The sequence below is a fragment of the Deinococcus sp. YIM 77859 genome, assembly GCF_000745175.1.
GTDB lineage: Bacteria > Deinococcota > Deinococci > Deinococcales > Deinococcaceae > Deinococcus.
The window spans coordinates 1623408-1635423 of sequence record NZ_JQNI01000002.1 but is presented as its reverse complement, the minus strand read 5'-3'; the positions used below and the strand labels follow the sequence as shown (position 1 = coordinate 1635423).

The window sequence follows — 12016 nt, the reverse complement described above, 5'->3', positions numbered from 1 at the left end:
GACACCTCCCGCGCCGTCTTGTCGTGACCGGGTACGGCGGTGCTCTCGTCCGAGGCGCAGCCTAGAAGCTGTCCGAGCAGCAGTGTACCTGCCTCGCGTGAGCACAAGGAGAGCGGCGTGTCAGCGTCTCCTGGCACGCCGCCCGCCTGGCCCGAGCTTCAGACACCCAGGTACGCGCTCCTCACCCGGTCATTTCCCAGCAGGTCGGGTTGTGAGCCTTGCAGCGTGACCCGTCCGCCCTCCAGCACGTAGCCCCGGTGCGCGATGCCCAGCGCCGCAAAGGCATTCTGCTCGGCCAGCAGGACGCTCACGCCCGCCCCGTTCACCCGCTGTACCGCCTCGAACACCTGCTCGACGACCAGCGGTGCCAGGCCGAGAGAGGGCTCGTCCAGCAGCAGGAGCTGCGGGCGGGCCATCAGCGCGCGGGCGATCGCCACCATCTGCTGCTGCCCCCCCGAGAGGCTCCCAGCGGGCGCGTGCCGTTTCTCCACCAGGGCCGGGAAGAGGGCGTACACCCGCTCCAGTTCGCGCGCGGTTCCCGCCGGGTCGCGCCGGTGCACATAGGCGCCTAGCCGCAGGTTCTTCTCCACGCTCAGCTCGGGGAAAAGCAGGCGGCCTTCCGGGCACAGCGATACCCCGCGCGCCACGTTCAATTCCGGCTTGCCACCCGTCAGCGGCACCCCGTTCCAGGTGGCCGTTCCCCCCGAGGGCCGCCCCAAGCCGCTCAGGGTGCGAAAGAGCGTGCTTTTGCCCGCCCCGTTGGCACCCAGCAGCACCACAATCTCGCCCTGCTGAACGGTGAGGTGAACGTCATGCAGCGCACGAAAGGGGCCGTAGTTCACGCTCAGGTGGCGCACCTCAAGCATGGGCCCCTCCTCCCACGGGCTGACCCATCTGCCCGGCGTGCGCGTGCCCGCCCAGGTACGCCTCGATCACAGCGGGGTCACGGCTGACCTCGGCCGGCGTGCCCTGCGCGATCTTTTGGCCGTGGTGAAGCACCAGGATCTCGTCGGCCAGGCCCATCACCAGGCTCATTTTGTGCTCGACCAGTGCCACCGTGAGGCCGCCCGCGACCAGCTCGCGAATCAGGCCCATCAGATTGACCGTCTCCTCCGGGTTCATGCCCGCAGCGGGCTCGTCGAGCAGCAGCAGCGTGGGATCACTGGCCAGCGCCATCGCGATTCCAACCCGCTTCTGGCCCTCCTGTGTCAGGGCCCCAGCCAGGCGTCCCGCCTGCGCGGCCAGCCCCACCCGTTCCAGCGCCCGCAGGGCCCCGGCGCGGCTTTCTGCCTCGTCGTGGCGTTCTCGGCCGGTGCGCAGCAGGGCGTCGAGCAGCCCCGCGCGCGTGCGTACACGGTGGCCGATCATCGCATTCTCGAGCACGCTGAGTTCTCGGTAGATCGTGGTCGTCTGAAAGGTTCGGGCAATGCCGCGCGCCACCACCTGATGCGTCCTCAGCCGGGTGATGTCTTCGCCCCTGAAGCGGATGCGCCCCGAGGTGGGCTGATAAAACCCCGAGATCAGGTGAAAGAACGTGCTCTTGCCCGCCCCGTTCGGCCCGATGATCGCCGTGATTTTCCCGGCCGGGATGGTCGTGGTGACGTCCCGAACCGCGTGCAGGCCACCGAAGTGAATGCCCAGATGCTGCACCTCCAGCAGCGCGTCAGGCATGGTCCACCGCCCTTTCCGGCCGCGCGGCGGCTCGGCGCAGGCGGGAACGTTCCCACAGCCCCGCCAGGCCCTGCGGCGCAAACAGCACCAGCAGCACGAGCAGCGGCCCGAACACGATGTACTGGTAGTCCTGGAGGCCTTTCATAAACTGCAGCGCCACGTAGATCAGCCCGGTGCCCAGCAGCGGCCCCGCGAGTGTCCCCACGCCCCCCACAAGCAGGTACAGCAGCACCGTGAAGGTGGTGGTTGGCCCAGTCACCGCCGAACCCAGGAAGCCCACATAGGCCGCATACACGCCCCCGGCCAGCCCAGCGATCGCGGTTGAGAGCATCAGGGCCCGCAGCTTGTGCGAGAAGACATCGATGCCAGCGCTGCGCGCCAGATCCTCGCCGCCGCGGATGGCGATCAGCGAGCGGCCAAAGACACTCTTGCGCGTCCGAGCGACGATCAGCACCGTCAGGGCGAGGGCAGCAAGCACCACGTAGTAGAAGTTGGCGGACTTCGAGAAGTCGATTCCGAACAGGCTGGAAGCGGGCGGCACCCCGTTGAGGCCGTCGTTGCCGCCGGTCAGCTCGTCCCACTTGTTGATCACGAGCGCGATGATCACCCCGACGCCCAGGGTAAAGATCGCAAAGGCGTCTCCCCGAGTGCGAAAGGCCACCAGCCCCAGCAGCAGGCCGCCCAGCGCACACAGCAGCACGGCAGCAGGCCACGCCAACCAGAAGTTCCAGCCGTGCTTGAGGGTCAGAATGCCCACCGTGTACGCACCGATGCCAAAAAACCCAGCGTGTGCGAGCGGCAGCTGCCCGGTATAGCCCAGCATCACGTTCAGGCCGTAGGCCAGCATCGCCCAGACCATGGTGTTGATGGCGATGTCCAGCACGTAGGTGCCGGGCTGCGTCAGCGGCAGCAGCGCGGCAGGCGCAAACACGGCCAGCCAGCCCCAGAGGCCGGCTCTGAAGCGGCCCCGGTTCACGTGCTCCTCCGGAAGAGCCCCTCGGGCCGGAGCGCCAGCACGAGCACAAGCGCCGCGAAGCCGATCACATCCGCAAAGTCAAGGTTGATGTAGAAGCCGCCAAACACTTCTGCAAAGGCCAGCAGAAAAGCGCCCACGATGGCCCCCGGCACGCTGCCCATGCCGCCCAGAATGATGATGGCAAACACCTTGAGGTTCATGACCTCGCCCATGGAGGGCGCCACCGAGATAATGGGCGCGATGAGCGCGGCGGCGGCGGCGGCCAGTCCCCCGGAGATCGCAAAGGTCAGCATGCCAACGCGGTTCACGTTGATGCCCACCAGCCGCGCGCCTTCACGGTTTTGGGACATCGCCTCGATGGTCGCACCGGTCAGGGTGCGCTTCAGGAAGAAGTTCAGCCCCAGCATCACCACCAGCGAGGCGGCGATCACGATCAGGCGTTGCCAGGTGATCACCACGTCACCCAGGTTGAGGATGCCCGGCACCGGTTCGGCGATCTGCTTGAAATCTGGACCCCAGATCAGCTGCACAGCCGCCTCCAAAAAGAACAGCACGCCGATCGCGGCAATCATCGCGTGGACGTGCGGCGCGTTTCTGAGGGGATAGAACACCACCCGCTCGAGCAGCGCAGCAAGCAGAGCCACCGCGACCGCCGCGAGCAGCAGCGCGGGCACGTAGCCGATTCCCAGCCCGGTCAGGAGGGCGTAGGTGAAGTACGCGCCCAGCATATACAGGCCGCCGTGAGCGAAGTTGGGCACCCGCATCACGCCGTAGACCAGCGTGAGCCCCAGCGCGACCAGGGCGTACACGCCGCCCAGCGCCAGGGCATTGAACAGTTGTTGCAGCAGGATGGTCAAGGCTCAGCGTCTCCCTGAAGAATGAAAAAAGGCCGCGCCCCGGGATGGCTAGGGGCGCGGCAGCTCGTTACTTGTAGACCTTGTCGACGCGCAAACGGGTGTACTTGCCGTCCTTTACGCTGGCAATCACGAACTCGGCGTCGACGTGCCCGTCGGGGGTCACACCCGCGAGCCGGTAGATCGTCTTGCTCTGGGGAAGCGCCTTGGCGGCGGCATTCAGCTGCGCACGGATGGCCCGTGGGTCATCGGTGGTGCCCGCAAGTTCCATCGCCTTGGCAACGATATTCATGCCCATGTAGTTCAGGGCCGCCTCACTGGTGGGGATCTTCTTGTAGACCCGCTGGTACTGGTTACGGAAGACCTGGGTGCCGGGATACTCGATGGTGGGCAGTACACCCACGCTGCCATTGAGGTATGCGCGGGGAATAATGCCTTCCATCTGCTCGAACTTGGCCTGGTCCATCACGATGAAGCCGCCCTTGAAGCCCTGCTCGCGCGCGGCCTTGATCACCTGTGCGGTGGGCTGCGAAGGCCCCCCCACAAAGATCACGTCGGGTTTCTCGGCCAGGGCCTTGGTCACGGCACTGGAGTAGTCCACGGTGGTGTTGTAGTCCACCCCATTGTTTGCACCCACGGTGCCGCCCTGCCGCTTCCACTCCTCAGTGATGGCGTCGGTCCACTGCTTGCCGTAGGCGGTGGTGGTGCCCAGCAGCGCCAGCTTTTTGCCAAAAGCCCGCATCTGCGTCTGCGTAAAGGGCCGCAGGTAGTTGTCGTAGCGGGGCGGCAGCATAAAGGTCATGGGGTTTTTGGCTTCCAGGATCTTCGGCTCGCTGGAATACGCCACCAGCAGGAAGTCAGGGTCGCGCACGGCGAGGGGCTGCACCGCCTGAATGCCGCCAGCGTGCGGCACAAAGATCACGTCGATCCCCTGGCTGGTGAGGCGGCGGACGTTGGTGGCCGTCTCGTTGGGCAGGTACCGGTCGTCGAGGGACACCAGGCGGAAGGTGACCTTCTCGCCGTTGACCGTGATGCCACCCGCCCGGTTGATCTCATTGATGGCCATCTCAATCCCGCTCTGTACGTCTTTGCCGTAAAAGGCCGCGCCGCCCGACAGGGGCCCACTGTAGCCGATGCTCACGACCTTGTCGGCCCACGCTGAGCTGGCCGTCAGGGTGAGGGCGAGGGAGACGAGAGTGCGTCGCTTCATGGAAAACCTCCCGGTGAAAACGCAGAACGCTGCGAGCGAGACGGGCGGGCCTGTCGGCCCTGAACGCAGTACAGGTTGGGTGTGACCGTCATGCTGGCATGGGGGATAAGAAGTGTCAATTGCCCCGCTTCCATTTGGGCTTCCTGCCCCATCACCGCTGACCTGTTCTGGCCGCTACACTCGGGCACGATGTCTGACCCTGCTCGTCCTGCCACCACCCCCGCTCCCCGCAGTCGCGCACGCATGCTGGAACTGGTGTTTCCGAAAGACACCAATTACCTCGGCACGGCGTTCGGCGGCTTTGTGCTGTCGCTGATGGACAAGGCCGCCAGTGTCGCGGCGGTGCGCCACGCGGGCGGCGCGGTGGTCACGGCCCGCATGGACGGCGTGGATTTTCACGTTCCCATCCGCGTCGGAGACGCCGTGGCCCTGGATGCCCGCGTGGTGCGCGTGGGCCGCTCTTCCATGACCATCCAGGTGGACGTTTACCGCGAGCATATGGCGTCCGGTGAGCAGCAGCTGGCCACCACCGGCTTTTTTGTGTTTGTCGCTGTGGATGAAGAGGGTGCGCCGCGTCCCGTGCCTCCCCTGGCACCGGGTGAGGTAGACCCCGATCCCGACGGCCGCCCCTGAGGGCCGCCGTCCTAGGGGGAGGTGGTTTCCGGCCAGGTGGTGAGGCGCGCGCGGGTCCAGAACTCCAAAAAGCCCTCGACCTGCGCCACGAAGTCCTGGAAGTTCACCGACTTGATCAGGTAGGAGCTGGCGTGCAGCGTGTACGCCTGCGTGATGTCCTGGTCATGGTTGGAGGTCGTTAGCATCACCACCGGGATCCGCAGCAGCTGCGGGTGACTTTTCATGGCGCTCAACACCTCGAACCCCGTCATGCCCGGCATGTTGATGTCCAGCAGCACCACATCCGGCAGGAGGGCGCCCGGCGCGAGCATCGCTTCCAACGCCTCCCGGCCGTTGGCGGCGGTGGTGACCGTGCAGAGGTGAGCGTACCCGGCAAACACCTCCTCCGCCAGTTGCCGGTCCATCAGGCTGTCGTCGATCAGAAGCAGGCGCAGGGGACGGGTCATCGTCGCTCCGTCTGCCGCGGAGGACGCGTCTGAGCGGAAAAGGGCATTCGCGTCATGGGATAGCCCCAGTGTACCGAACCGCCGAGCAAGCTCGATACAGAAATGTCTACGGCGCTCCGTCTGGCGACAGAACGCAAAAGGGCAGCACGTTCCTGCCCGCGCTACCCTGCGCACATGACCGGTGCTCAGGCTTCCCCCCGTCCGCGAATTCTCGTTGCCAACGACGACGGCATCTTTTCTCCCGGCATCAAGGCGCTCGCCCTGGCGCTGGCCGATGTGGGGGACGTCGTGGTCGTCGCGCCGGATGTGGAGCAGTCGGCGGTTGGGCACGGCATCACCATCCGCCGGCCGCTGCGCTTTAAGCACACGGCGTCGGCAGGGTTCGGGGAGATTCCGGCCTACCGGGTGGACGGCACGCCCGCCGACTGCGTGGTACTGGGCGTCCACCTGCTGGGGCGACCTGATCTGGTGGTCAGCGGGATCAACCTGGGGCCGAACCTGGGGGACGATCTGACCCACTCGGGCACGGTGGCGGCGGCCATCGAAGGCCTCGCGCTGGGGCTGCCCGCCATCGCCCTGAGCCAGCAGGGGAGTACGGGAGGCGAGTACAGTTTCACGGCGAGCGCCGCCTATGCGGCCCGGCTGGCACACCAGGTGCTCGCGCGCGGCCTGCCGCCACGGGTGCTGCTCAACGTCAACTTTCCCGCTGGGCTGGCCCGCGGCGTGCGGGTGACCCGCGTGGGAGAGCACCGCTGGGAAGACGCCATCGTGACCCGCCACGACCCAGAAGGCCGCGAGTACCACTGGGTGGCCGGGCAGAGCCGCGCCGCCGACGCCCATGACCAGGACACCGATTATGGCGCGGTGCAGGCGGGGTTGATCAGCGTGACTCCGGTGCGTCTCGATCTGACCGCCCGCGACCTGTTGGGCGAGCTGGCCGGGTACGTGCCGGAGGTGTAAAGCGCTTCAACGCGTCTCCAGCACCACAAACACCCAGGCCCGCACGTCCGTTGGCAGGGGCAGGGGTGGCACCTCGCCCGCCCAACGGCTGGCCACGAGGGTGAGTTCCGGCTGGGCCGGGCTGGAGAGCAGTTCTGCGCCCAAAAAGCCGGGCAGGTCCGGCAGGGCCTGCAGGAAAGCGCGCAGGTTCCGGGCCCCTTCCTCGCCCTTGGCTTCGGCGTAGTGCACCTGCTGAACGCTCACTCGTAGAGCTGCAGGGGGTCTTTGGGGTTCCAGCGCAGATAGGTGCCGAAGTGAAGGTGCGGACCGGTGCTGCGGCCGGTGCTGCCCACCCGGCCGATGATCTGGCCCTGCGCCACCCGTTCACCCGCCCGGATCAGGTTGGCGCTGAGGTGCGCGTAGCGGGTAATCCAGCCGCCTTCGTGCTCGATCACAACGGTCCAGCCCCAGCCCCGCTCGAAATCCGCGCGGGACTCCAGAACGCGGCCCGCGCGCGCGGCCCGTACGGGGGTGCCCTGGGGTGCGACGATGTCGACGCCGTAGTGCATCTCGTGGTCGCCGTCGATGTTGCGTTCGCCAAAGCCGCTGCTGATAAAGCGGTACCCCGTCACCGGCCACAGCCAGCCCGAGCCTGTCACCGGTGAGACGCGGATAGACGCGGTACGAACCGTCGCGCCTGAACTGCGGCGCAGGGAGGCGGGCAAACGGGCGGCCACCTTGCGCCCCGGAATCTGTACGGTCATGCCCGGCCGCAGCGGACGGCGAACATTCAACCCCGGGTTGGCCCGCAGAAGCTGGGAGAGGCTCAGGCCGTGCCGGTGTGCAATCACCGTCAGATTCTCCCCCCGCTGCACGCGGTGCGTCTTGCCGGGCAGCTGCCGGTTGGGAATCAGAAGAATCTGGCCTGCTCGTACCTGGTTGGCATTGCGCAGCGAGGGGTTGGCGGCCCTCAGGGCGGTCAGGCTGACCCCCGCCCGCTGCGCGATGACCGTCAGGTTTTCGCCTGGCCGCACGCGGTAGGGTGTTGCGGCGCTCGCCAGCCCCGCCAGCACCAGCGTGGCGGTGATGAGGGAACGCCGCGCTCTCCGCCACCATACCTGTGAGGAAGAGGAGCAGCAGATGAGGGCGGGATTCACAAGCCTTAGCTTAATGGGTGTCCCGTGATGGAGATGTGAGGAATTCGGCTTGACGCTAGGCTGCCGGTATGGATCATGGGTCCACCTTCGCCCCGCCCGACGGCTTTCAGCGCCTGCGCCTGCTGCTTGCCTGGGACGGTGCGAGCTTTGCTGGTTGGCAGTCCCAGCGACGCGCGCCGAGCGTCCAGGACGCCTTGCATGCAGCCCTCGTGCAGCTGGGCGGCCAGCAGGTGGCCCGTCCCGTCGCCGCTGGGCGCACGGATGCGGGGGTCCACGCCGAGGCGATGCCCGCGCACGTGGACGTGCCGCAGGACTTTCGCGTCCCTCCGGCACAACTCGCCCGCGCGCTCAACGCACACCTGCCGCCCAGCGTGGCCGTGCTGGAGGTGGCGCCTGCGCCCCCCGGCTTCCACGCCCGCTTCTCCTGTACCGAGCGGCGCTATACCTACCGGCTGCTGAATGCGCCGCAGCGCCACCCCCTGTGGGCAGGACGCGCGCTGCACGTCCCCGGACCGCTCGACGTGCCCGCGATGAACGCCGCCGCCGCCACGCTGCTGGGCACCCACGACTTCGCCGCCTTCGCCACCCGCGAGGACCGGCAAACGGTGCGGGAACTGCGCGCCCTGGGCATCCAGCCTGGCCCCGCGCTTCCCGGCGGGCGGGTCTGGGAAGTTCATGTCGCGGGCGAGAGCTTCCTGCGGCACATGGTCCGGGGTCTGGTGGGCACCCTGCTTCTCGTTGGCCGGGGCAAGCTGGATGCCGAGGCGGTCAGCGCCATCCTTGCCGGGCGTGAGCGGTCGGGGGCGGGGGCGAACGTGCCCGCGCACGGGTTGTATTTCACGGGGGCGAGGTACGACGCTCCAGCGAGGACGATGAAGCGTTCCTCAACCGGTCTCGCCAGCGACATACCCTAAAAGCTCCCCTGTCGTCGAGGGGAAGTCCCCGCCTGCTCTTGGGTCTCTCACCCCCGCCGCGTCACCCCGTCCGTCGTCAGCAGCGGGCCGTACAGCTCGGGACGGCGGTCGCGGAAAAAGCCCATTCCGGCGCGAAACTTGCGGGCTTCTGCGAGGTTGAGGGTGTGCACGAGGGGCCCTTCCTCGGTTTCACCGAACTCGGCCACGATCTCGCCGGTGTAGTCACAGATAAAGGAGTGGCCGTAGTACGTCTGGGCGAGGTCGCCCACCACCTCGGTGCCGATGCGGTTGGCGGCGCCCACATAGGTGGAGTTGCTGACGGCGTGCCCCACCATGGCGCGCTGCCACATGCGGTGGTTGTTGGGGCTCTCCACCTCGGCGGGCTCGGTGCCGATGGCGGTTGGATACAGCAGGAAGTCAGCCCCCTGCAGCATCAGCGCGCGGGCGGTCTCGGGATACCACTGGTCCCAGCAGATGCCCACGCCGACGCGGCCGTAGCGGGTGGCCCACACCTTGAAGCCGGTGTCGCCGGGGTTGAAGTAAAATTTTTCCTCGTAGCCGGGACCGTCGGGAATGTGCGTCTTGCGGTAGTTGCCGAGCAGGGTGCCGTCGGCATCGATGCACACCAGCGAGTTGTAGTGCGCTTGCCCCGCCCGCTCGAAGTACGAGAGGGGAAGCACGACGCCGAGTTCTGCGGCCAGGTTCTGGAACCGCCCGATAAAGGGATGCCCCTCGACCGGATGGGCCAGCGCAAAATAGTCCTCGCGCTCGACCTGACAGAAGTACAGGTTCTCGAACAGTTCGGGCAGCAAGATCACCTGCGCCCCCTGGCGGGCCGCGTCCCGGACATGGGCTTCGGCGCGGCTCACGTTGTCTTCCAGCCGGTCAGTGACGTGCATCTGCACGACCGCGAGCTTCACGTTGTGCGTCATGCCTCCTCCTCCCTCAACTTCAGGCCCAGACGGCGGCTGAGTTCGCCCTCCGGGCGGATCAGGCCGCTGCGAGCGTCCATGTAGTCACGGTACACGGGGTCGAAGCTGTAGATCAGGACCGTCATCACGCCGTGCTCATTGGCGTGCAGGCCCTGAATTCGGAAGCCTGCGCGCAGTTTGGGCAGCAGCACCGCGTTGTTGGTGGCGTGGTGGTGGCTGCGCACCAGGCGGTAGCCCTCCTGCCGGAGGGTGTCCAGCACAATGGGTAGCAGCCGGGTATACAGGCCCCGGCCCCGGTGCTCGGGAAGAAAGGCCGTGTTGCTCATGTAGACCGTTCGGGCGTCCCACTGGCGGGAGAAGTGCCAGCCAGCCACCTCGCCTGCATGTGAGATGAGCCAGGTGTACGTTGGGACGCCTGGCTCGGGAAGCGGCGCAGGAGCGCTCCAGTTGAAAGACACCGATGCGTAGGCGGCGTCCTCCAGCTGGGTGTACACGTCCCGGTACACCTCGTAGGGGACGCGCCAAAGGGTGTAGCCGTCTCCCAGGTCCAGGCCCTGGCCCTCCACCGCTGGAAGCGGCAGGTGGGGGGCCGGGCCGCTCTCTGCCGCCTCCTCCCGGAGCGCCAGGCCCAGCCGCCGCGCCGTCTCGCCCGACGCCTGCCGCAGGCCGCTGCGAACGTGCATCGCTTCCCGGTATGTCTCGTCCAGGCTGAGGGTCAGAGCCACGTTGAGCCCGCCCTCGTACAGATTCAGGCCCTGAAGGAAAAACCCGGCCCGCAGCTTGGGGATGATGACCCGGTTGTTCGTGGCGCGGTGGTGACTCTGCACCAGGGTGTACCCTGCCCTGCGGTAGACCTCCAGCACGTGCGGCAGCAGGCGGCTATACAGCCCCCGGCCCTGATGCTCCGGCAGGATTCCGGTATCGGCCATGGACACCGTTCGCTCGTCCCGCTGGTGGGCGTGGTGCCAGCCGATCAGGTCCCGGTCGTGGTAGAGGCCCCACTGGAAGGTTTCGCCCAGCGGTGGGGGCGGTTTGGCCGGTGGTCCGAAGGCGTAGCCCCAGTTCCCCCCGAAGATGCGCCCCTCCAGCCGAGCGCAGGCGTCCCGGTAGGCGGCCAGCGAGATGGGGCGAGCCTCGTACCCGGCACCCAGCGGGATGACGCGCGCGCTCACTCCTCTCCTGTCCAGACCGGCCCCGCCGGCTGCTGCTGCGTCATGCAGTGAAAGGAACCGCCCCCCTCGATGATGGCGCGGCTGGGGAGACCGATCACCTCGCGTCCCGGGAAGAGGGGCCGCAGCACGTCAAGCGCCCGCGTGTCGTTCGGGTCGCCGTACAGGGGCACGACCACGAAGCCGTTTCCGATGTAGAAGTTCGCGTAGGTGGGCGGGAGACGGCCTTCTGCCCCCTCCAGGCGGTGGGCGGGAAGCGGCAACTCGACGATGCGGAAGGGCTGACCCCCCAGGTCGGTCATCCCGCGCAGTTCCGTCAGGTTCTGTTGCATCACCGGGAAGTTGGCGTCCTGCGGGTCTTCGGCCACGCTGGTCACGATGGTCCGCTCGTCCACAAAGCGGGTGATGGTGTCGATGTGCCCGTCGGTGTGGTCGTTTTCTAGGCCGCCGTCCAGCCACAGCAGCTTGTCTACGCCCAGCGTCTCGCGCAGGAGGGCAGCGTAGTCCGCCTCGGTCATCCCGGGATTGCGCGTCGCCGTGAGGAGGCAAGACCGGGTGGTCAGCCCCACGCCCGCACCGTTCACCTCGATGCCGCCGCCCTCAAGCACCTCCGGGCGGTCCCAGTGGGACAGGTTGAGCACTTCGGCCACGTACTCGGGGATGTGGTCGTCCTTTTGCCAGTGGAACTTGCCGCCCCAGGCATTAAAGCGCCAGTTCACCAGGGAAACCCGGCCCTGTTCGTCCTGCACGAAGATCGGGCCGTTGTCGCGGATCCAGGAGTCATCCAGGGGAACACGGTGAACGGTGACCTTCGCGCCGGTCAGACGTGTGCGCGCGTCCCGCTCGCTTTCTTCGTCGCGCACAAGCAGGTGTACGGGCTCAAAGCGGGCGATGGTCCGCACCAGTTCGGCGAACTCATTCCGCACGCCCGCCAGGTGGCCGAACCACAGCTCGTCGTCAGCGGGCCAGCTCATCCAGGTGGCTGCGTGCTGCGCCCACTCGGCGGGCATGGCAAAGCCCCGGTCGCGGGGCGTCGGGTCCTTGGGGGAGAAGTGCTGCATGGCCCGCATTAGAGCAGAGCGGGGAGCGCTGAACCGCGGCCCGGCGGCTGCAGA

The 12016-nt window shown here is 67.3% G+C and carries 14 protein-coding genes and 1 riboswitch; of the genes, 3 read left to right on the top strand and 11 right to left on the bottom strand.

Annotated features, from left to right (window positions below; genetic code table 11):
- Positions 1–7: 7 nt before the first annotated feature.
- Positions 8–76, bottom strand: a riboswitch (guanidine-III (ykkC-III) riboswitch).
- 82 nt (positions 77–158) lie between these two features.
- From EI73_RS08040 to EI73_RS08020, 5 genes are all read right to left on the bottom strand, one after another.
- Positions 159–866, bottom strand: a complete 708-nt coding sequence (locus EI73_RS08040; RefSeq protein ID WP_034385815.1) for an ABC transporter ATP-binding protein — start codon at positions 864–866, stop codon at positions 159–161.
- The gene (locus tag EI73_RS08035) at positions 859–1671 is read right to left on the bottom strand and encodes an ABC transporter ATP-binding protein (RefSeq protein ID WP_034385814.1); all 813 of its coding nucleotides are present in this window, start codon (positions 1669–1671) and stop codon (positions 859–861) included. Before EI73_RS08035 ends, EI73_RS08040 begins: the two co-directional genes overlap by 8 nt.
- Positions 1664–2647: a branched-chain amino acid ABC transporter permease gene (locus tag EI73_RS08030; protein WP_034385813.1), complete on the bottom strand. Its 984-nt coding sequence runs from the start codon at positions 2645–2647 to the stop codon at positions 1664–1666. Before EI73_RS08030 ends, EI73_RS08035 begins: the two co-directional genes overlap by 8 nt.
- Complete coding sequence (locus EI73_RS08025) at positions 2644–3504, bottom strand: branched-chain amino acid ABC transporter permease (RefSeq protein ID WP_034385812.1); 861 nt, start codon at positions 3502–3504, stop codon at positions 2644–2646. Before EI73_RS08025 ends, EI73_RS08030 begins: the two co-directional genes overlap by 4 nt.
- 67 nt (positions 3505–3571) lie before the next feature.
- Positions 3572–4711, bottom strand: a complete 1140-nt coding sequence (locus tag EI73_RS08020; RefSeq protein WP_034385811.1) for an ABC transporter substrate-binding protein — start codon at positions 4709–4711, stop codon at positions 3572–3574.
- Positions 4712–4900: 189 nt separating this feature from the next.
- Between EI73_RS08020 and EI73_RS08015 the strand changes: the two genes are divergently transcribed.
- Positions 4901–5344, top strand: a complete 444-nt coding sequence (locus EI73_RS08015) for an acyl-CoA thioesterase (RefSeq protein ID WP_034385810.1) — start codon at positions 4901–4903, stop codon at positions 5342–5344.
- An 11-nt stretch (positions 5345–5355) separates the two neighbouring features.
- Here the strand turns inward: EI73_RS08015 and EI73_RS08010 are convergent, their stop codons facing one another.
- Positions 5356–5790, bottom strand: a complete 435-nt coding sequence (locus tag EI73_RS08010; RefSeq protein WP_034385809.1) for a response regulator — start codon at positions 5788–5790, stop codon at positions 5356–5358.
- Positions 5791–5964: 174 nt separating this feature from the next.
- On the opposite strand from EI73_RS08010, the gene surE reads away from it, so the two are divergent.
- Entirely contained in the window at positions 5965–6750 is a 786-nt protein-coding gene (gene surE / locus EI73_RS08005) for a 5'/3'-nucleotidase SurE (RefSeq protein ID WP_034385808.1), read from the top strand.
- Positions 6751–6756: 6 nt separating this feature from the next.
- Here the strand turns inward: surE and EI73_RS08000 are convergent, their stop codons facing one another.
- Together EI73_RS08000 and EI73_RS07995 are read right to left on the bottom strand one after the other, a co-directional pair.
- Positions 6757–6993: a hypothetical protein gene (locus EI73_RS08000; RefSeq protein WP_034385806.1), complete on the bottom strand. Its 237-nt coding sequence runs from the start codon at positions 6991–6993 to the stop codon at positions 6757–6759.
- The gene (locus EI73_RS07995) at positions 6990–7886 is read right to left on the bottom strand and encodes a peptidoglycan DD-metalloendopeptidase family protein (RefSeq protein WP_231557308.1); all 897 of its coding nucleotides are present in this window, start codon (positions 7884–7886) and stop codon (positions 6990–6992) included. Before EI73_RS07995 ends, EI73_RS08000 begins: the two co-directional genes overlap by 4 nt.
- A gap of 68 nt (positions 7887–7954) precedes the next feature.
- On the opposite strand from EI73_RS07995, the gene truA reads away from it, so the two are divergent.
- A complete protein-coding gene (truA, locus tag EI73_RS07990) occupies positions 7955–8800 on the top strand; it encodes a tRNA pseudouridine(38-40) synthase TruA (protein ID WP_051935450.1) in 846 nt (281 codons plus the stop codon).
- Positions 8801–8847: 47 nt separating this feature from the next.
- Here the strand turns inward: truA and aguB are convergent, their stop codons facing one another.
- Genes aguB through EI73_RS07975 form a run of 3 tightly spaced genes read right to left on the bottom strand, consistent with a single transcriptional unit; the run spans position 8848 to position 11962 of the window.
- Entirely contained in the window at positions 8848–9732 is an 885-nt protein-coding gene (gene aguB, locus EI73_RS07985) for an N-carbamoylputrescine amidase (protein WP_034385805.1), read from the bottom strand.
- On the bottom strand, positions 9729–10904 hold the full coding sequence (locus EI73_RS07980) for a GNAT family N-acetyltransferase (RefSeq protein ID WP_034385803.1): 1176 nt from the start codon (positions 10902–10904) through the stop codon (positions 9729–9731). Before EI73_RS07980 ends, aguB begins: the two co-directional genes overlap by 4 nt.
- Positions 10901–11962 (bottom strand): agmatine/peptidylarginine deiminase, encoded by a 1062-nt coding sequence (locus tag EI73_RS07975; RefSeq protein WP_051935581.1) that lies wholly within the window; start codon positions 11960–11962, stop codon positions 10901–10903. Before EI73_RS07975 ends, EI73_RS07980 begins: the two co-directional genes overlap by 4 nt.
- Positions 11963–12016 lie beyond the last annotated feature (54 nt).

Excerpts from the sequence above, each read along its gene's own strand:
- EI73_RS08010 (WP_034385809.1), bottom strand. The coding sequence starts at position 5,790 with ATGACCCGTCCCCTGCGCCTGCTTCTGATCGACGACAGCCTGATGGAC.
- EI73_RS08020 (WP_034385811.1), bottom strand. The coding sequence starts at position 4,711 with ATGAAGCGACGCACTCTCGTCTCCCTCGCCCTCACCCTGACGGCCAGC.
- EI73_RS08040 (WP_034385815.1), bottom strand. The coding sequence starts at position 866 with ATGCTTGAGGTGCGCCACCTGAGCGTGAACTACGGCCCCTTTCGTGCG.
- aguB (WP_034385805.1), bottom strand. The coding sequence starts at position 9,732 with ATGACGCACAACGTGAAGCTCGCGGTCGTGCAGATGCACGTCACTGAC.
- EI73_RS07975 (WP_051935581.1), bottom strand. The coding sequence starts at position 11,962 with ATGCAGCACTTCTCCCCCAAGGACCCGACGCCCCGCGACCGGGGCTTT.
- surE (WP_034385808.1), top strand. The coding sequence starts at position 5,965 with ATGACCGGTGCTCAGGCTTCCCCCCGTCCGCGAATTCTCGTTGCCAAC.
- EI73_RS08035 (WP_034385814.1), bottom strand. The coding sequence starts at position 1,671 with ATGCCTGACGCGCTGCTGGAGGTGCAGCATCTGGGCATTCACTTCGGT.
- truA (WP_051935450.1), top strand. The coding sequence starts at position 7,955 with ATGGATCATGGGTCCACCTTCGCCCCGCCCGACGGCTTTCAGCGCCTG.
- EI73_RS08015 (WP_034385810.1), top strand. The coding sequence starts at position 4,901 with ATGTCTGACCCTGCTCGTCCTGCCACCACCCCCGCTCCCCGCAGTCGC.